Origin of the sequence: Corynebacterium sp. NML 120412, from assembly GCF_002285155.1 — a bacterium.
In the GTDB taxonomy this organism is placed as follows: Bacteria; Actinomycetota; Actinomycetes; order Mycobacteriales; family Mycobacteriaceae; genus Corynebacterium; species Corynebacterium gottingense.
The window spans coordinates 1-18132 of the sequence record NZ_NSGL01000005.1 but is presented as its reverse complement, the minus strand read 5'-3'; the positions used below and the strand labels follow the sequence as shown (position 1 = coordinate 18132).

Below are 18132 nucleotides of genomic sequence, written 5' to 3'. Positions count from 1 at the left end.
GGGCGCCATGAAGAAATGGGAATACGCCACCGTGCCGCTACTCACTCACGCAACTAAGCAGATCCTGGATACCTGGGGCGAGGACGGGTGGGAGCTCGTCTCCGTCACCCCGGGCCCCAACCCGGATAACGTCGTCGCGTACCTCAAGCGAGAGGTGGAGTAGGCCATGGCAGGATCGTGGACCGCAACACTCGCCGAGATCGGCATTGAGCTCCCGCAGGTCGCCGCGCCCGTCGCGGCGTACGTCCCCGCGAACCGCGTCGGCAACCAGGTCTGGACGTCGGGGCAGTTGCCGCTTATCGACGGCACACTGCCGGCCACCGGCAAAGTCGGCGCAGAGGTCAACGCGGAGGATGCCTACACGTACGCCCGCCAGGCCGCGCTGAACGCGCTCGCCGCCGTGGACGCGCTGGTGGGCCTGGACAATGTCACCCGCATCTCCAAGGTCGTCGGCTTCGTCGCCTCGGACCCGGCCTTCACCGGCCAGCCGGCCGTGATCAACGGCGCCTCCGACCTGATGAAGGAGGTCTTCGGCGAGGCTGGTGAGCACGCCCGTTCCGCGGTCGGCGTTGCTGTCCTGCCGCTGGACGCACCCGTCGAAGTTGAGCTCGTGGTTGAGGTTGCGGAGGGTGCGGAGGGGCGTCGATAAGCGCATGCCCCGTGCTGCGCTGATGGTGCAGGACGCGGTAGGGTTGGAGGCATGAAGCACCCCGCTTACAGTCAGTTGCGCCCTGTGACGACCTCCGCCGCTGTCGTATTGGCGCCCAACCCGAGCTATGCGGCGCTGGAAGGCACGAACTCGTGGGTCATCCGCGACCCGGAAGATGAATACAGCATCGTGGTAGACCCGGGCCCGGCGGATGAAGGCCACCTCAACGTGCTGCAGGCTAAGGCAGACAAGGTCGCCCTCATCCTCATCACCCACCGCCACCACGACCACGCGGACGGTGCAGAGCGGTTCCGACAGCTCACCGGCGCGCCGATTCGTTCGTTCGACCCGCAGTACTGCCACAACGCGGAAGCGCTGCAGGATGGCGAGATCATTTCCATCGACGGCGTGACGCCGAAGCTGCAGGTCGCGCACACCCCCGGCCACACCCGGGACTCCGTCAGCTTCTTCGTCTACACCCACGAGGTGGAGGACGATCAGCTGGAGGGCATCATCACCGGCGACACCATCGCGGGGCGCCACACCACCATGATCTCCGAGACTGATGGTGATGTGGGCGAGTACCTGGACAGCCTGGAGATGCTGGAAGCTCGCGGCGAAAACATCATGCTGCTGCCGGGCCACGGCCCCGAGGGCGAGGACCTGTCCAAGTACGCGCGCAAGTACATTGACCGCCGCAACCAGCGCCTCGAGCAGATCCAGCAGGCACTCAAGGAGCACGGCGAAGACGCGGACATCAACACCCTCGTCGACGCGATTTATGACGATGTTGATCCGGTCCTCCGCGGCGCCGCCGAGCAATCCACCCGCGTGGGCCTGCGCTACCTGCGCAACCAGAAGTAACGCCCCCGTACAACAACAACTGCCCCGGCAAGGTGCCGGGGCAGTGTTCGTATTTGGGGTGCTCGCGGGCTAGCGTGCGCGGCGAGCCAGGTGCTCGGTGTCCACGATGAGGACGGACTTGCCCTCCAGCTTGATCCAGCCGCGGTGCATAAACGTAGCGAGCGCCTTGTTTACGGTCTCGCGGGAGGCGCCGACCAGCTGGGCGATCTCTTCCTGCGTGAGGTCGTGGTTGACGCGCAGCGCGCCGCCCTCCTGGGTGCCGAAGCGGTTGGCCAGCTGCAGCAGCGTCTTGGCCACGCGTCCGGGCACGTCGGTGAAGATGAGGTCTGCCAGCGACGCGTTGGTGCGGCGCAGGCGGCGGGCCAGCACGCGCAGCAGCTGCTGGGAGATTTCCGGGTGGTCCGTGATCCACTGCTTGAGCATCTGCGAGTCCATCGTCGCCGCGGTCACCTCGGTGACGCAGACGGCGGAGGAGGTGCGCGGGCCCGGGTCAAAGATGGACAACTCACCGAACATGTCGGACGGGCCCATCACGGAGAGCAGATTCTCGCGTCCGTCGGGGGCGTGGCGAGCCAGCTTTACCTTGCCGTCTACGATGATGTAGAGCCGGTCGCCCGGTTCGCCCTCATCAAAAATGGTGGTACCGCGGGAGAACGTCAGCGTCTCCATCTCCTTGATCAGAGCGGCCACCGCGTCGGCGTCGACGCCCTGGAAAATGCCGGCCTTGGCCAGCGTGTCCTGAATGCCTTCCATTGAACCTCCTCGGAACGGCGGTGACTGTTATCCTCTGCATGGTTTGGGTCACCTAAGTGTCATTTTTACGGCGTGGTCACAATGGCAGATGCTACCAGTTCACGTTGTGATGGGTGCCATATCCCGGAAAAGTTTCCCTACCGGCAATTTTAGGTTCAAAAAACGTTCAGTCTGCAACACCAGTGCGTGTTAATGGGCCTCAACCGATGCTGCTTCGAGGCGTTCCATGCCCAGGGTGAACAGGCCGAGGAAGAGGGGCAGGATCGCAACTAAAATTACCGTCATAGGGGCCATGGTACGTGTGCGATAGCATTGCAGCATGTCCAACGTCTCGCTTCCCCCCGCGCCGGACGCCGGCAAACCGCCGGTCGGCAAGCTTACGCCGCCCCGGCGCCGCGCACCGGGATCCCACCCGGCGGCGAAGGGGAAGGAGACGGAGCTGGGCCGCACCCGCCGCGCCCGGCGGATCAACCGCACCCTGGCGGCGGCGTTCCCGGACGCCCACGCGGAGCTGGACTTTTCCAATCCGCTCGAGCTGCTCGTTGCCACGGTGCTCTCGGCGCAGACGACCGACGTCCGCGTCAACCAGGTCACCCCGGCCCTGTTTGCCACCTACCGCACGGCGCAGGATTACGCGGCGGCAAACCAGGCGGAGGTAGAGGCGCTGATCCGCCCCACCGGGTTCTACCGCGCCAAGGCCGCCAACCTGATCGGGCTGGGGCAGAAGCTGGTCACGGACTTCGGCGGCGAGGTCCCGGTCGCGCTCGAGGACCTGGTCACGCTCCCTGGAGTGGGGCGCAAGACCGCGCACGTGGTGCGGGGCAACGTCTTTGGTAAGCCGGGGCTCACCGTGGATACGCACTTCCAGCGGCTCGTCGCGCGCCTAGCGCTGAGTGCGCAGCGCGACCCTGTGAAGATCGAGCGGGAAATCGCCCAAATCATCCCCGCGAGCGAGTGGACGATGTTCTCGCACCGACTCATCTTCCACGGCCGGCGCGTCTGCCACGCGAAGAAGCCGGCGTGCGGCGCGTGCCCCATCGCGTTCGATTGCCCCGACTTCGGCGCGGGGCCAACCGACCCGGAGGAGGCGGCGGCCCTGGTCACCGGAGAAGAGCGCGAGCACATCCTGGGCATGCTGGGTGATGCGCAGTGAGGTCGGGCAAGACCGCGGTCGTGGCCAGCGTGGTGGGCGCGCTGGTGGTCACCTGCTTCGTCGTCGTCGGCGCTGTAGCGCTGCTGCGCGGCGGCGGATCGGGTGATGAAGTGCGTGGGGAGGGGGAGACGGGGGCGTCGATAAGCGAGGAAGCGCCCGTGGCCCAGCGGCCCGACTGCGTGGCCGGTGGGGTCGGTGGCGTGGAGCTGCCGTGCCTGGGCGGCGCCGATGTGCCCGGGGAGCGCGCGGGCGTGACGGTAGTTAACGTGTGGGCCTGGTGGTGCGAGCCGTGCCGCACTGAGCTGCCCGTGCTCGAGCGCTACGCCGCGGACCACCCGGACGTGGAGGTCGTGGGCGTGCACGCGGACCGCCAGGCGGCGGCCGGGGCCGACCTGCTCAACGAGCTCGGCGTGGAGCTGCCCAGCTACCAGGACTCCGACAACAGTTTCGCGGGACGGCTGGGTCTGCCCGGCGTCGTGCCCATCACGGTGGTGTTCCGCGACGGCAAGCAGGTGGGCACGCTCGCGCAGGCCTTCGAGTCCGAAGAGGCACTGGCCAGCGCCATCGACGGGGCGCTCGGGCGATGAGCGAGCGCAAAGAAGGGCAGCTTCTCGACGTCCCGCTGCAGCCCCACAGGGCGCCCCGCTGGCTCGCGCCGCTGATCGACCGGATTCAACGCGGCACCTACCGCGAGGCGGCGCGGCCCCTCCTGCACGGGCGCACCGTGCCGGAGGACGCGGCGGACGAGGCCGCGGTGCTGATCCTGTTTACCGGGAACGCGGCATCGGTGACCATCCCGGACGACGCGCACGTGCTTATCACCCACCGCACGCCGCGGATGCGGAGCCACTCGGGGCAGATGGCGTTTCCCGGCGGGCATATCGACGCCGGGGACCGCGGGCCCGTCGACGCGGCGCTGCGCGAGGCCTGGGAGGAGACCGGCCTGGAGCGTTCGCGTGTGACGCCGCTGGCCACGCTGCGCACAGTGACTACGGGCGGCAGCGGACTCCGGGTGCGGCCGGTGATTGCGTACGCGGAGCAGCCGGGCGAGACATACGTGGCCAGCCCGTTTGAAACGGACGACGTCTTCTTCATCGCCGTGCGCGACCTGGTGGATCCCGCGAACCGGCTGCAGGTGGGGCTGGCCAATTTTGCCGGACCCGCCTTCCGCGCCGGGTGCTACGTTGTGTGGGGCTTTACGGCTATTCTGCTCTCAATACTTTTGGAGCAAGCCGCGTGGGCCCGCGACTGGGACCGCACTTTGCGCGATTTGGACGAGGTACTCGCCAACTCCGCCAATGGGGAGCCGCGGTACACGCGGTAACCCCCGCGGACCGGCCCCGATGACGCCCCACAACACGAACCAGGAGACAGCAAAACAGTGACCGGATCAGCCATCGTGGACCTCGTCGCGGCGATTCTGGTGGTGGGCAGCTTCGCGGCAGGGTGGCGACGAGGCGTGCTGGCATCCGTGTTCATCGCGGTGGGCAGCGTGGCCGGCTTGATTGTGGGGCTGCTCGCTGCCGCGTACACGCTCGACTTCTTCTCCGGCCGCGGGCTGCGCGTCATCATTTTCCTGGCGGTCGTGGTGTTCTTCGTCGGGCTGGGGAACTTGGCTGGCTCCGCGATTGGCGACGCCCTGCGCGGTGCCCAGCGGTGGCGCCCGATGCGCGCGCTGGATTCCGTCGCGGGCGCGTTGCTGCAAGCGCTGGCCATGTCCCTGGCGCTGTGGCTGGTATCGATCCCGCTGGTCAGCGCGCTTCCGGAGCCGCAGAGCGCCGCGCTGCGGGACTCGCGGGTGCTGCGCGGGATTGACGCCGCAACACCGGACGCATGGGCGCAGCTGCCCGCCAAGGCGGCCGCATTGCTGCACGACACGGGCCTGCCGCCGCTGGTCTCGCCGTTGAGCGCCGATGCGAAGCGTGAGGTGGACGCGCCGGACGAGTCGGTGGTGACCGGTGACCTGGTCGACCGCGTCCGACCGAGCGTCGTCCACGTCGTGGGCGACTCGGAGACCTGCCACCACCGCCTGATGGGCAGCGGCTTCGTCATCGCGGACGGCTACGTGCTGACCAACGCCCACGTGGTGGCAGGCACCCAGCTGGTCAACCTGGACACCGTGCTGGGCGTGAAGCACGCGGACGTCGTGCTCTACGACCCGGAGGTGGACATCGCGGTCCTTCACGCCCCCGAGCTGGGCCTGCCGGAGCTGACGTGGGCGCCGCGCGAGCTAAAGTCCGGCGATGATGCCGTGGTGATGGGCTTCCCCGAGTCCGGCCCCTTTGAAGCAGACGCGGTACGCGTGCGGACCCAGTTGGAGCTCAGCGGCCCGGACATTTACGCCACTGGCCGGGTGGAGCGCGGCGCGTACACGATCCGCGGCGACATCCGCCAGGGCAACTCCGGCGGGCCCATGTTCACCCCGGAGGGGCAGGTCGCGGGCATGATTTTCGGCACGGACGTGGACGTCGCGGACACCGGCTACGCCCTGACCGGCACGCAGCTCCGCGAGGTGATCGGCGACGTCGAGCGCCTCACCGACCCGGTGGACACGCAAACCTGCGCGGTCTAAAGCACCAGGAGTGCTATGACGCCAAGTGCTTCTCGACGCCCCGCACAAACGCCCCCGGATCCCCCGCGTAGGGCAGGGCGTGGAGGACGTGGTTGGCGCCGTTAGCTGGCGCGTGCCGCCGCAGGCGGTGCGTGGCGAGGATGTGGGGCAGCGCGTTATCGATGCGCAGCGCCGCAAGCCGGGTCGCGAGCGTTTCCGCTGGGTGTTCGGGGTGCTTGGCGGCGCTGTCGGCCGCTGCCCGCGCGAGGGTGGCGTGAAACGCGCTGCGCCACGCGCGGTCCAGCGCGCCGGGCAGGTGTGTGGCGGTGGCGGCCGCGATGCGGGCGGGGAGGCGGCCGAGCCAGGCGGGGAGGTGCGGCTCGTTGGGGAGCGTGAGCACGCTGCGGACGAGCTGAGGCTGGGCCTGCTCGAGGGCGCGGGCGACCACGGCGCCGGTATCGGCGGCGACGAGGGCGGCATTCGCATGTCCCAGGGTGTGGATCACCCCGCCGAGGTCGCCGCGCAGGATGCGCAGCAGGTTGCCGCCTCGGTGGGCGGGCTTGTCAGACATGCCGAAGCCCCGCTGGTCCAGCGCGGCAACGTGGTAGCCGCGGCTGGCCAGCGGGGCGAGGGCGTAGCGGAAGTCGAACCAGCCGCCGTACGCGCCGTGGATGAACAGGACCAGGGGGTCGGCGGGGTCGCCGGCCACGGCGGCGTGCAGGCGCACGCCGCGAGTGTGCAGCATGCGGTGCGCAAACTCCCCCGGCAGGTCAACGACCGAGGGTGGCGTCGGGGTCAGGCGGGGCATGCCCGGAGCGGCCCTGGAGGCGAAAAGCGCCTACTTGGTCACTGCCGTGGAGCCGGTGGTGTGCGCGGCGGAGGAGTACAGGCCGCTGGAATCCTTGGACAGGTTCTGCTGGGCCTGGCCCGGGCGCAGGTGCTTCAGCTCGCCGACGGACTCGATGGTCTTCTCCGGCGCCTTGATCTTCTTCACCTTCTGCAGACCCATGAAGGCCAGGATGCCGGCGAGGGCGATCATGATGAGGAAGACGATGAGGAATGCCCAGCCGCGGTGCATCCAGGACGCGAGCATCTCCGCCAGGGCGAAGAAGGCGAAGAAGCTGGAGTACAGTGCGATGACGCCGGCCACGGCGAAGAGGCCGCCACCCATGGCGCCCTTCTTGACCTCGCCGATGACCTCGGTCTTGGCCAGCTCGATCTCGCCGCGGACCAGGGTGGAAATCTGCTCCGTCGCGTTGGAGACCAGCGTGCCAATGGAATCCTTACCCGGCTGGGTGGTGTCGGCGTCGCGCAGCGGGATGGAGTCCACCTTGGCAGACACTGCCGTGGAACCGCTGGTGTACAGACCGTCTTTGCTCACTGTTTTTCAAACCTTCCTGCGAGTCGCCTACAAGGCGTGTGGCTACTGCTGCTCTCGCGCGTATACGTACACGTGTGATGCATTGTCCTCCACGACTTTAGCTATAGTCCAGCCTTCGTGCCCGTATTGGGGCCGGAAGGGCGGCGAAACCGCTGCCGCGCAAGTTAGGATTTAAGCCTAAAACATCCTGCAAATGGTCCAAAATGCGCAGATTCTCTCACGGGTGTGAGCGCTGCGTGGGAAGGAATGCGGTGAAGGTCCTTAAGATCCTTGGCAAGGCGCTGGTCGCGCTCCTGGTTGTGCTCGTGCTCCTCGCGGCGGTGATTGTTGGGTTGCGCGCTTACAACCGGCACACCTACCCGTTCGCGAGCGTGGGGTCGTCTTCTGTTGTGGGGGAGGGGGATGGCGGGGCGTCGTTAAGCGTTGCCCCGATCCACGGGGACCAGATCGAGGGGTTCCACATCACGCCCGAGCGGAAGGTGCACCCGGGCGTGGTGGTTGTGTACGGCGGCTCCGAGGGCGGGGCGGACCGCTCTCGTGCCGAGTGGCTCGCGGGCGAGGGCTACGAGGTGCTCGGCATGTATTTCTTCGGGCAGGAGGGGCAGCAGCAGGGGCTCGCGGAGGTGCCGCTGGAGCAGTTTGATGAGGTCAGCACGCTTATCGACGCCACCGTGGACGGCGACGGGCCGGTGACGGTGGTGGGGACGTCGAAGGGCGCGGAGTTTGTGGAGCTGCTGGCGGCAAAGGGCTTCCGGGTGGACAACGTGGTCGCGTTCGTGCCCGCGAGCTATTCCTACCCGGGGCTGGTGTTCCGGCAGGCGGAGGAGTTGCCGTCGTTTACCTACAAGGGTGAGGCGGTGCCGTTCGCGTCCTTCCGCGCGGGGTCCATGGCGGCCGGGGCGAAGCAGATGTGGGACATGGTGACCGGCTACCCGGTGTCGTACCGCGCGACCTACGAGTCCGCGGCGGAAGCGGCACCGGAGGAGGCGCGCATTGACCTTGCGCACTTCGGCGGGAACGTCCTGCTCTTCGCCGGCGAGGACGACCAGATGTGGCAGTCCGCGGACGCGGCGCGCGAGCTCGAGGCGCAGGGCGAGCGGGTGGAGGCCCACGTGTACCCGGACGCCGGGCACGTCTTCTTTGCGCACGCGGAGGAGCTGCCGGACGGCTGGCAGATCATGCTCGGGGGTACTCCGGAGGGTAACCGCGCCGCGTACGAGGACTCGCGGGCCGTGTTGCTGGAGCGCCTCGACCAGTGGCACGGGAGGCAGTAGCTACTCGAGCTCCTCGGGCGGGGGCTAGGCGGAGCGGCCGTCGCGCATGATCGCGCGGGTGACCAGCGTGCCGACGACGGCGAGCGCCGTGATCCCGGCGATGACGCCCGCGCCGATGCCCACCTCGCGCGCGTTGGGCATCTGGATGAGCGGCTCCGGGTTCTTGAACGTGCGGATCTCCCAGCCAGACGACATGGCGTGCTTGCGCAGGGCGCGGTCCGGGTTGACGGCCACGGGGTTGCCCACGGCCGCGAGCATCGGGATGTCCGTGGCGGAATCGGAGTAGGCGTAGCAGCGCGCGAGTTCGTAGCCGTGCTCGCGGGCGAATGTTTCCACGGCCGCCGCCTTGGCCTCGCCCTTGAGGTACTGGGTGATTGTGCCGGTGAGCTTGCCGTCTTCCACCTCCACCTCGGTGGCCACGACGGTGTCCACGCCGAGCTCGGCGGCGATCGGTTCGACGAGGATGTCCGCGGACGCGGAGATGATGATGACGTCGTGGCCCGCCGCGCGGTGCTGCTCGATCAGCTCGCGCGCCTCGCGGTAGATCGCGGGTGTGACCACGTTGTGCATCGTTTCGGTGGTGATGCGCCGCACTTCGTCCACATCCCAGCCCTTGACCAGCTGTGCGAGTTGGTCGCGCGAGGCGTCCATCTGCTCGCTGGAGTGGCCGACGAGCATGTAGGAGGCCTTGGACAGGTAGAGGTCGAGCGCCTCCTGGCGGGTGATCAGGCCGTTGTTGAGGAACTCTTTGCCAAAGGCGTAGGCAGACGAGGTCGCGATGATCGTCTTGTCCAGGTCGAAGAATGCCGCCACCGGCGCGCGAGTTGCCATGTGCCTCATTCTAACGAGCCAACCTCAGCGCCCGGCGTGTAAATGCTGAGGCGCGTGTGAGTGATGGGGCTGGGTTATCCACAGATTGTTTATTTTGGATGCGATCGCGGCCTGGGTTATCCACAGATGTATCCAACCCCTTGCACGTTGATGTTGCGCCTGCAATGCTTGCGGCATGACACAAACAAAAGTACCGAATTCTCGCGCCGGCCGCCCCATCATCGTCGCGGTGGACGACCCGCTCCTCCACCCGGAGGTAACCCACCTCGCCGCAGCCGCTGGCCACGCCATCGTGGACGTTGCCGACCCCACCACGCTGCCGCAATACGTGGCGCGTGCGTTCGCAGTGCTTGTCGACGCCACCTGGGCCCCACACCTCCCTCCACCCCGAGCCGACAACGTGTTCATTGTCAGCGGCAGCCTCGCCGACGCCTCCGCGTCCCCGGACGCCTTCGTCCTGCCGGCGCAGGCCGGCGACCTCCTCGTCGCGCTCGGCCGTTGCGCACAGGCGAGCCAGCACGATCGCCGTGCTCGGCGCGGGCGGTGGCGTCGGCGCATCCGTCCTCGCCTGTGCGCTCGCCGAGGTGGGCGGGAACGCCACGCTTATCGACGCACACCGGCTCTCCGGCGGACTCGATCTCCTCCTCGGCGTCGAGGAGCGGCCGGGCGCGCGCTGGGGCGAGATCGTGCTGGGCGATGGTGCCGTAGCGCGCACCGACGTGCGCCGCGCCCTGCCCTCCACCGCTTCCGGCACCGCGGTCCTCACGTTTGCGCGCAGCACCGTCGCGGACCCGTTCCGGGTCGACACGGCGGAGCTGGAGAGGCTCTGCCGCGCTGTGGGCGGCGAGGGCCTGACCGTCCTCGATGTCCCCATCGACCTGCTCCCGGCGGCGTGCGACCTGGCTGTCATCGTCGTGACGCCGACGGTGCGCTCCGTCTGCGCGGCGCAGACGATCGCGTTGGAGTGCAACGCCGCCGGCGTCGAGCACGTGCTGGTCCTCCGCGACTCCCCTTGGCAGGGCATCGACGACGACGGCGTTGTCGCAGTGACCCGCTCGCGGATCTGCCACCGACTGCCCACGCTGCACCGGCTGTCGCGCTCGATCGAGAGCGCTGGGCTCCCGGCGCGCCTGCCCAAGCCCCTGCGTAAGGCGGCCGACGCGGTGCTCGGGGAGGTGGCGTGATGGATGCCAACGACGTACTCGCGCGCGTACAGCGCCGCCTTGCGGACGAGCCCGCGCCCCCGTCGCCCGCACGGCTGGTGGACATCATCCGCGACGAGGCGGTGGTGATTAGCGACCTCGATGTGCTCGCGCTCATGCGCAAACTCCGCGACGACACCACCGGAGCCGGCCCGCTCGAACCGCTGCTGGCGGCCGGCGATGTGACGGATATTTGCGTCAACGGCCCGTCCGAGGTCTACGTCGACCGCGGCCGTGGCCTCGAGCTGGCGGAGACCACCTTCGACTCGGAGGCGGACGTACGCGCCCTGGCCACGCGCCTCGCGCTGAGCTGCGGGCGCAGGCTCGACGACGCACAGCCATACTGCGACGGGCACCTCACCCGCGACGACGGCACGCTCTTACGCTTCCACGCGATCCTCGCCCCAACGGCGCAGGTGGGCACCTGTTTGTCGCTGCGCGTGCTGCGCACCGCCACCGCCTCGCTCGCGGACCTGGTGGCGGGCGGCTCCCTCGATCAGGAGCGCGCCGACCTGCTGCGCGCGCTGGTGGCGCAGCGCAAGGCGATCCTGGTGGTGGGCGGCACCGGCTCCGGCAAGACGACGCTTCTGTCGGCCCTGCTTGCAGAGGCCGCCCCCACCGAGCGCATCATTGCCATCGAGGACACGCTCGAGCTGACCCCGCACCACCCGCACGTGCTCAACCTGACCACGCGCGCCGCCAACGCCGAGGGCGCCGGCGCGATCACCATCGCGGACCTGGTGCGCCAGGCCCTGCGCATGCGGCCGGACCGCATCGTGGTCGGCGAGATCCGCGGTGCCGAGGTCGTTGACCTCCTCGCCGCGCTCAACACGGGCCACGACGGCGGCGCCGGCACCCTCCACGCCAACTCCATCCACGAGGTCCCCGCCCGGCTGGAGGCGCTCGCGGCCCTCGGCGGTCTGGACCGCGCCGGGCTGCACTCGCAGCTCGCCGCAGCCGTGGACGCCGTGGTGGTGGTCCGCCGCGGCCCCGACGGCACCCGCTACGTGCATCAGATCGGCGTGCTGGAGGGCCAGCCCGTCACTGCGCGTGTGGTGTGGGACAGCGAGCGCGGCCCCGCCGCCGGCTACAAGGAGCTGGCAGCATGAACCCACTGCTCATCGCCGCCGCGGCAACCGCGCTCACCGCCCCCGCTCCCTCCGCCCGCCTGGGCGCACTCACGCGCAACGTGCAACGCTTCTCGACGCCACGCCTCCACTCCACACTCTGCATCGCCGGCATCGCGCTCGCGCTCGGCCTGGTCGCCGCCAAACGGGTCAGCGTGGTCCTCGCGGCAGTCATGGCTGGGGCGACCGTCGTCGACCTCATCGTCCGGCGCCGGGAGCAGCGGCAACGCGCCAAGGGTGCGGCCGTGACCGCCGACTTTCTCGGCCACGTGGTGGCCAACCTGGACGCCGGAGCCCCGCTGCCGCGCGCCTGCGTGACCGCCGCCGAGCGCCTGCCCGACAACGCGCCGGCCCCACTCGCGCGCGACATCCACCGGCTGGTCCACCACATCCGGCTCGGGCACTCTGCCGCGCAGATCGAGGTGCCCACGGCGCAGCCGGAGCTCGCGCGCATGGTCACGCTGTGGCGGCTTGCAACCGGGCGCGGGATCCCCGTCGCCCAGCTGTTGCGAGCCGCGCGCGACGAGCTCGACCACGCCGAGCGGCACCGGGCCGCGACAACCGCGGCGCTGGCCGGACCGCGCACCACGGCTATGGTGCTCGCTGCGTTGCCGCTCGCCGGGATGCTCATGGGCGCCGCGATGGGGGCGAACCCCGTCGGGCTGCTGACCTCCGGCGGCATAGGCGGGGTGCTCCTCGTCGTCGGCACCGCCCTGGTGTGCGCGGGCACGATCGTGTCCCGGGTGATTATTGAAAGGGCGGCGCAATGATCCTGCTCCTCGCATCACTGTTCCTCGCGGCCGCGCTCGCGCTGCCCCGGGTCCAGCCGTTGCTGCGGCTGCGCGTTACTCCCGGCGCGGGTTCGAAGACCCCGCGGGATGGTCCCCGCGGGGAAGCGCCGGGTATCGACGCCCACCGCAGCGCAGCCGACATCACGCTCTTCGCGGCATGCTGCGAGGCCGGACTCCCGCTCGCCGGCGCCGCCGCCGCTGTTGCTGAAACGTACGGCGACACCGGCGGAGGCAACGCGCACGCGAGTCCTTGGCATACCGTCGCTGCGCTGACGGCGCTCGGGGTGAGCCCCGAGCGCGCCTGGTCAGAGCTCCATAGCGTCCCGGGCGGCGCGGAGCTCGCCGGGCTTGTTGTCCTCTCCAACTCCTCGGGGTCCGCCATCGTGGCGGGCTGCGAGCGCATCGTCACCAAGCTCCGTGCTGAAGCTGCCGACGAGGCGAGCGCCAAAGCGGAACGTGCGGGCGTCCTCATCGCGATCCCGCTTACCGCCTGCTTCCTCCCGGCATTCTTCGTCCTCGGGCTTGCGCCGGCGGTGCTCAGCTTGGGGTCTGCGATCTTGCATTAACTGTCCACTCCGAAAACCAACGACCACTCTCAACCAATGAAGGGAACATAATTACTATGAATACGATCAACACTGCTACCATCATGTGCGCCCAGAAAATGCGCGGTTACACCGGGAAACTCGCTGCAAGAATGCAGGATGACCGGGGGATGTCAACCATCGAATATGCGTTTGGGTCTCTCGCGGCGGCCGCGCTCGCCGGAGTGCTCTACCTCGTGGTGAACGGCGACGGTGTGACCTCTGCAATTGAGGGCGTGATTACCGACGCACTCACGAACACCCCGGGCTAATGACCACGATCGAGACAGCGCTCTCGCTGTCCGCACTCGTCACCGTCGCGGCCGCCATCGTTGCCGGCATCGCCACCATCGCCGCCTACATCACGGCGGTGGATACGGCCGGGGCGGCGGCGCGCGCCCACGCGATCGGGGTGGAGTTCGCCCCGCCGCGCGGCAGCGTCGATGTCACCGAGGCCGGCGGGGTCGTGACGGTGACCGCGCGGGTCCCGGCGGCGGTAGGGCAGATGCAGGCAACCGCGCTGTTCCCCGTCGAGCACACCGCGGGGGAACGCTAATGGGCTGGCTCCGGAGACTCCGCAGCGAGGAAGGCTCGGCGACGGTCACCTCGGCGGGCATCATCACCGCGGTGATCGCGCTGGCGCTCGCCGTAGCTGCGGTCGGCGCGCGCGTCGTGGACCACCACCGCGCGCAGGTAGCCGCCGACCTCGCTGCCGTTTCCGGGGCGACGGCGCTCTACACGGGTGCGCCCGCCTGCGAGGCCGCCGAGCGCACCGCGACGCTCAACTCTGCGGCCGCAGAGTGGTGCGAGGTGGACACCGGCGACGTCACCGTCCGTGCCCGGATCGGGCGCGCCGAAGCTACTGCCCGGGCTGGCCCGGCTGAGGAGGAACGTCCCCGGCAGTCATGGTGACCAGCGCGCCCAGCAGCTTCAGCGCAGCGTGCTTGTTCAGCGGTTGGTTCCCGTTGCCGCACTTCGGGGACTGCACGCAGGACGGGCATCCGGACTCGCAGGGGCAGGCGCGCACCGCCTCGAACGTCGCGGTGATCCACTCGTGGAAGCGGGCGAAGCCCTCGTCGGCGAAGCCCGCGCCGCCCGGGTGGCCGTCGTAGACAAACACCGTGGGCAGCATGGTGTCCGGGTGCAGCGCCGTGGACACGCCGCCGATGTCCCACCTGTCGCAGGTGGCCAGGAGCGGAAGCAGCCCGATGGCTGCGTGCTCTGCGGCGTGCAGCGCGCCGGGGACGTCGCCCGCCGAGATCCCCAGCTCGTCGAGAACCAACGGGTCGATGGTGTAGGCCACCGCCCGGGTGATCAGCGTCTGCTCGGGGAGGTCGAGCGGGATGTGCTCGGACACGGTGCCGTCGGCAAGCCGCACGACGTAGCCGGTGACCCGGTCGGTCACCTCGACGTCGACGTTGGCCACCCACAGGCCTGGGGAGGGGTGGACGCGCGCGGAGGCGTCGCCCAGGATCGCGATGTCCGTGGTGGAACGCGCCTGCGTGGAGTAGTCGGGCGTCTCGGGTGCCACCAGCGCCACGTAGCCGTCAAGGTCTAACTCCTGGACCACGAAGGACTCGCCCTGGTGCAGGTAGACGGCACCGTCGTGGACCTGCGTGGCGGCCCGCGCGGCGTCCACGGTGCCCAGCAGCCGGCCGTCCGTCGCGTCCACGATGAGGACCTCCTCCCCGGTGCCGCCGCGCAGGGACACGACGGAGTGCGCGGTCTCCGGGGTGAGCTCACCCTCCAGTTGCGGGGTGGCGAACCAGCCGCGGGGGCGGCGTCGTAAATAGCCCTCCCGCTCGAGCTCCTCGACGACCTCGTGCGCGCCAAACGCATCCACGTCCGCGTGCGACAGTGGCCGTTCGACGGCGGCGCAATAGACGTGTCCGCGCAGGATGTACGGGTTCTTCGGGTTGAACACCGAGGACTCCACCGGGCGGCCCAGCAGTGCGTCCGGATGGTGGACCAGGTAGGTGTCCATCGGCTCGTCGCGGGCGACCATGACCACCACGGAAGCCTGGCCGCGGCGCCCGGCGCGCCCCGCCTGCTGGCGGAACGAGGCGACCGTCCCCGGGAAACCGGCCATGACCACCGCGTCGAGGCCGCCGACGTCAATGCCCAGCTCAAGCGCGTTCGTGGTGGCGAGGCCGAGGAGGTCGCCCTCGTCCAGCGCGCGCTCCAGCTTGCGACGATCCTCCGCCAGGTAGCCAGCGCGGTAGGACGCCACCCGGCCCGCCATGTCGGCGCGGCCCGCCACGACCAGGTCCTCCTGCGCACGCAGCGCGACCGTCTCCGCGGCGCGGCGCGAGCGCACGAAGGTAAGCGTGCGCGCGCCCTCCTGCATCAGCGTCGACATGATGGACGCTGCTTCGGTGGAGGCGGCGTAGCGCACGGGCGCACCGTTTTCGCCTTCCGCGCCTTCGATGAAGCCGGGTTCCCACAGCGCGATCGTGCGGGACCCGGTCGGCGCGGTGTCCTCGGTGATGGCGGTGACGCTGCGGCCGCAGAGCCGAGACGCCTGCCCGGCCGGGTCCGCGGCGGTTGCGGAGGCGAACACCACGACCGGGTGCGACCCGTACGCGGCGGCGATGCGCAACAGGCGGCGCAGGACGAGGGACACGTTGGCGCCGAAGACGCCGCGGTAGGTGTGACACTCGTCCACCACCACGAAGCGGAGCTGGCGCAGGAAGCGCGCCCACCGGGGGTGCGCGCCGAGGAACCCGGCGTGCAGCATGTCGGGGTTGGAGAAGACGAAGCGGGATGCCTCGCGGATTCCGGCCCGGGCCTCGGTGGGGGTGTCGCCGTCGTACGGGGCCGGGTGGACGCCGGAGAGCTGGGGAATCTGCGACGTCATCCGCAGCGTCGCCTGGAGCTGGTCCGAGCCCAGCGCCTTGGTGGGGGTGAGGTAGAGGGCGCACGCCTTGGGGTCCTCTGCAAGCGCGGTGAGGATAGGCAGCTGGTAACCGAGCGACTTTCCGGAGGAGGTGCCCGTGGCGATAACGGTGTCGTTGCCGTCGCGCACCGACTGCGCGCACTGGGCCTGATGGGTGTAGGGGGCGGTGACGGAGGCGTCGATAAGCATTTGCTTCAGCTCGGGGAGCACCCACGCTGGCCACGGAGCGAACTGCGCGGGCGAAGCGGGGACGTCTTCCACGTGCGTGATGGTGGAGCTGCCGAAACGGCGGCGCAGGAGCTCGATGAGTTCTGCGCCGAGCGACGGTGGGGGTGCGGGGGTATGAGTCATTCCATATGAAGTATGCCACTCGCTATGCCAAAGTATGCGATTCGTGGCACACTAGAGCACGGTCACAGATTTTGTGTGCGCCCTCCAAAGGTGCTCGCGAGGATCGTTGACGCGGGCGCCAGGAACCCCGAGATGGTCCTGGTGGACGACCAAACATATCTCACTCAAGTTTTACGTGAAAGGTTTCACCATGGCTACCGGAACTGTTAAGTGGTTCAACGCAGAAAAGGGCTTTGGCTTCATCGCACCGGACGACGGGTCCTCCGACGTCTTCGTGCACTACTCCGAGATCCAGGGCTCCGGCTTCCGCACCCTGGAGGAGAACCAGCAGGTCGAGTTCGAGGTGGGCGAGGGCGCCAAGGGCCCGCAGGCCCAGCAGGTGCGCGCGCTGTAAGCCCGCATTCCAAAGAGACCCCGCTGCCGGTGACCCCGGAAGCGGGGTATTTTTGGGCCCGCTGCCCGGTCTGGTGGGGTGTGCGGGCGGGGTGCGCGGGTGAAACGGCAAAATGTGTGGGGTGGGGTGGGGTTTGGCCTGTTTGACGAGAACGGGGTGACGAAGACGCGGAATTTTGGGCCTGCGGATGTTTTGTTGGAGTGCCCCGTGGGCTTGTGTGTTGTTGTTTAGACTCCAAGTGCTTGGCGGTGTTCGGCGATGGTGGCATAGCCGTTGCCTAGCGTCGACTTCAGCCTGGTGTGGGTGTAGAAGTCGATGTAGTTGTCAATATAGTCTCGCATTTGTGCCACCGTCATCTTTTTGGTGGCGGGTCTGCCTTTGAGCAGTTCTTGTTTCATCGTGCCGAAGAACCCCTCGGTGCGCGCGTTATCACCACTTGTGCCTTTCCGTGACAGTGACGGGATGTATCGCCACCGCCTCTGGCACCATTCCCCTGTGGCGCATGCCTTGCACCCGGTGATGTTGTGGGCGTGGTCGGTAATCAGGTTGACCCAGCGTGTGCTGCGGTAGAGCCCTCCACGATCCGAGTGCAGGATCGGTTGCGCATCAGCAGGTTTTACCGCGTCGATCCGTTCAATCATCCCGGCAACCAGCTCATGGTTTGGCGTTTGTGACATGGTCACAGCAATGGGCATCCCGTCGAAGAAGTCGATGGCTGCTGACAAGTAGAGCCTGCCGTCACTGCAGCGGATTTCGCTGACATCGGTACCAATTTTCTGCCAAGGTTGATCCGCGTGAAAATCATGGGTCAACCCCTTACTGTGCGCATACCGGGTGAAATACTGCGAGTGCGCCACCTCAGGGCGGGCAAGGGTATGTGTCTCATTAGCAGGGCGCTCGTTATCGCCAATGAGCAGCAGGTTTGCCGGGCGGTGCGCGGTCTCGCCGGTGTATGAGGAGTACTTCGTGGATGCTTTTGCTGGTGGGTGGCAGCCGAGTGTGTCCATCAGCTCACGCACAATTTTTTCCGATATGCGATGCCCACCGCGAACAAGCCACGCGTGGATGCGCCGGTAGCCGTAGCTTTGCCCGCACTCATCGACTGCCTGGCGGATGAGTACTTTGTACTTGTCGCGGCGTGCCTTGCGTTTTGCCACACTGCGTTGGTGTTTGCCCTGGTGGTGATAAAACGTTGACTGCGCGATCCCGGCAAGCGCGCATGCTTTGGCGATACTGATGTGGTGGGTGTCCGTAAGGGCGCAGACCACAGCAGCTTTCGCAGCTATAGACAATGCACCATCACGGACGAGGGCTTTTCCCGATGCATCACC

The 18132-nt window shown here is 68.3% G+C and carries 22 protein-coding genes; 16 read left to right on the top strand and 6 right to left on the bottom strand.

Going from position 1 to position 18132, the window contains the following annotated elements; genetic code table 11:
• Window positions 1–7: 7 nt before the first annotated feature.
• From CKJ84_RS09980 to CKJ84_RS09970, 3 genes are read left to right on the top strand one after another with little or no spacing between them, the layout of a single operon-like run.
• Window positions 8–163, top strand: coding sequence for a DUF4177 domain-containing protein (locus CKJ84_RS09980; RefSeq protein WP_095066741.1), 156 nt, complete (start codon window positions 8–10; stop codon window positions 161–163).
• Window positions 164–166: 3 nt separating this feature from the next.
• Complete coding sequence (locus CKJ84_RS09975; RefSeq protein WP_095546844.1) at window positions 167–649, top strand: RidA family protein; 483 nt, start codon at window positions 167–169, stop codon at window positions 647–649.
• A 51-nt stretch (window positions 650–700) separates the two neighbouring features.
• On the top strand, window positions 701–1513 hold the full coding sequence (locus tag CKJ84_RS09970; protein WP_095538156.1) for an MBL fold metallo-hydrolase: 813 nt from the start codon (window positions 701–703) through the stop codon (window positions 1511–1513).
• A gap of 69 nt (window positions 1514–1582) precedes the next feature.
• Here the strand turns inward: CKJ84_RS09970 and glxR are convergent, their stop codons facing one another.
• Entirely contained in the window at window positions 1583–2266 is a 684-nt protein-coding gene (gene glxR, locus CKJ84_RS09965; protein ID WP_095535934.1) for a CRP-like cAMP-activated global transcriptional regulator GlxR, read from the bottom strand.
• Between the two features lie 319 nt (window positions 2267–2585).
• Here glxR and nth point away from each other — a divergent pair, with 319 nt between their 5' ends.
• From nth to CKJ84_RS09945, 4 genes are read left to right on the top strand one after another with little or no spacing between them, the layout of a single operon-like run.
• Complete coding sequence (gene nth, locus CKJ84_RS09960) at window positions 2586–3419, top strand: endonuclease III (protein ID WP_095546843.1); 834 nt, start codon at window positions 2586–2588, stop codon at window positions 3417–3419.
• Window positions 3416–4006 (top strand): TlpA disulfide reductase family protein, encoded by a 591-nt coding sequence (locus tag CKJ84_RS09955; protein WP_095546842.1) that lies wholly within the window; start codon window positions 3416–3418, stop codon window positions 4004–4006. The genes nth and CKJ84_RS09955 overlap by 4 nt, the downstream gene beginning before the upstream one ends.
• The gene (locus CKJ84_RS09950; protein WP_095546841.1) at window positions 4003–4743 is read left to right on the top strand and encodes a CoA pyrophosphatase; all 741 of its coding nucleotides are present in this window, start codon (window positions 4003–4005) and stop codon (window positions 4741–4743) included. The genes CKJ84_RS09955 and CKJ84_RS09950 overlap by 4 nt, the downstream gene beginning before the upstream one ends.
• 57 nt (window positions 4744–4800) lie before the next feature.
• The gene (locus CKJ84_RS09945) at window positions 4801–5991 is read left to right on the top strand and encodes a MarP family serine protease (RefSeq protein WP_095535937.1); all 1191 of its coding nucleotides are present in this window, start codon (window positions 4801–4803) and stop codon (window positions 5989–5991) included.
• A 13-nt stretch (window positions 5992–6004) separates the two neighbouring features.
• Here CKJ84_RS09945 and CKJ84_RS09940 read toward each other — a convergent pair whose 3' ends face one another.
• A complete protein-coding gene (locus CKJ84_RS09940; protein ID WP_095546840.1) occupies window positions 6005–6778 on the bottom strand; it encodes an alpha/beta fold hydrolase in 774 nt (257 codons plus the stop codon).
• A 30-nt stretch (window positions 6779–6808) separates the two neighbouring features.
• Window positions 6809–7351, bottom strand: coding sequence for a phage holin family protein (locus CKJ84_RS09935; RefSeq protein WP_095275193.1), 543 nt, complete (start codon window positions 7349–7351; stop codon window positions 6809–6811).
• A gap of 251 nt (window positions 7352–7602) precedes the next feature.
• Between CKJ84_RS09935 and CKJ84_RS09930 the strand changes: the two genes are divergently transcribed.
• Window positions 7603–8625 carry a dienelactone hydrolase family protein gene (locus CKJ84_RS09930; protein ID WP_198949270.1) on the top strand — a complete coding sequence of 341 codons (1023 nt, stop codon included), beginning with the start codon at window positions 7603–7605 and terminating at the stop codon, window positions 8623–8625.
• 24 nt (window positions 8626–8649) lie between these two features.
• Here CKJ84_RS09930 and CKJ84_RS09925 read toward each other — a convergent pair whose 3' ends face one another.
• Window positions 8650–9456 carry an HAD family phosphatase gene (locus CKJ84_RS09925; protein ID WP_233125657.1) on the bottom strand — a complete coding sequence of 269 codons (807 nt, stop codon included), beginning with the start codon at window positions 9454–9456 and terminating at the stop codon, window positions 8650–8652.
• A 527-nt stretch (window positions 9457–9983) separates the two neighbouring features.
• On the opposite strand from CKJ84_RS09925, the gene CKJ84_RS09920 reads away from it, so the two are divergent.
• The 7 genes from CKJ84_RS09920 (at window position 9984) to CKJ84_RS09890 (ending at window position 14072) form a co-directional block, all read left to right on the top strand.
• Window positions 9984–10640 carry a hypothetical protein gene (locus tag CKJ84_RS09920; protein ID WP_095546837.1) on the top strand — a complete coding sequence of 219 codons (657 nt, stop codon included), beginning with the start codon at window positions 9984–9986 and terminating at the stop codon, window positions 10638–10640.
• Window positions 10640–11767, top strand: coding sequence for a TadA family conjugal transfer-associated ATPase (locus CKJ84_RS09915; protein ID WP_095538165.1), 1128 nt, complete (start codon window positions 10640–10642; stop codon window positions 11765–11767). The genes CKJ84_RS09920 and CKJ84_RS09915 overlap by 1 nt, the downstream gene beginning before the upstream one ends.
• On the top strand, window positions 11764–12555 hold the full coding sequence (locus CKJ84_RS09910; RefSeq protein WP_095546836.1) for a type II secretion system F family protein: 792 nt from the start codon (window positions 11764–11766) through the stop codon (window positions 12553–12555). Before CKJ84_RS09915 ends, CKJ84_RS09910 begins: the two co-directional genes overlap by 4 nt.
• Window positions 12552–13142, top strand: coding sequence for a type II secretion system F family protein (locus CKJ84_RS09905; RefSeq protein ID WP_095546835.1), 591 nt, complete (start codon window positions 12552–12554; stop codon window positions 13140–13142). The genes CKJ84_RS09910 and CKJ84_RS09905 overlap by 4 nt, the downstream gene beginning before the upstream one ends.
• Before the next feature lie 98 nt (window positions 13143–13240).
• Window positions 13241–13432, top strand: a complete 192-nt coding sequence (locus CKJ84_RS09900; protein WP_095535960.1) for a DUF4244 domain-containing protein — start codon at window positions 13241–13243, stop codon at window positions 13430–13432.
• On the top strand, window positions 13432–13716 hold the full coding sequence (locus CKJ84_RS09895; RefSeq protein WP_095546834.1) for a hypothetical protein: 285 nt from the start codon (window positions 13432–13434) through the stop codon (window positions 13714–13716). Before CKJ84_RS09900 ends, CKJ84_RS09895 begins: the two co-directional genes overlap by 1 nt.
• Entirely contained in the window at window positions 13716–14072 is a 357-nt protein-coding gene (locus CKJ84_RS09890; RefSeq protein WP_095546833.1) for an Rv3654c family TadE-like protein, read from the top strand. Before CKJ84_RS09895 ends, CKJ84_RS09890 begins: the two co-directional genes overlap by 1 nt.
• Here CKJ84_RS09890 and CKJ84_RS09885 read toward each other — a convergent pair.
• Complete coding sequence (locus CKJ84_RS09885) at window positions 14020–16407, bottom strand: DEAD/DEAH box helicase (RefSeq protein ID WP_095546832.1); 2388 nt, start codon at window positions 16405–16407, stop codon at window positions 14020–14022. The genes CKJ84_RS09890 and CKJ84_RS09885 overlap by 53 nt on opposite strands.
• Before the next feature lie 190 nt (window positions 16408–16597).
• On the opposite strand from CKJ84_RS09885, the gene CKJ84_RS09880 reads away from it, so the two are divergent.
• Entirely contained in the window at window positions 16598–16801 is a 204-nt protein-coding gene (locus CKJ84_RS09880) for a cold-shock protein (protein WP_034996968.1), read from the top strand.
• A 227-nt stretch (window positions 16802–17028) separates the two neighbouring features.
• Here the strand turns inward: CKJ84_RS09880 and CKJ84_RS09875 are convergent, their stop codons facing one another.
• Window positions 17029–17958 (bottom strand): DDE-type integrase/transposase/recombinase, encoded by a 930-nt coding sequence (locus tag CKJ84_RS09875; protein WP_095545992.1) that lies wholly within the window; start codon window positions 17956–17958, stop codon window positions 17029–17031.
• Between the last annotated feature and the right edge of the window lie 174 nt (window positions 17959–18132).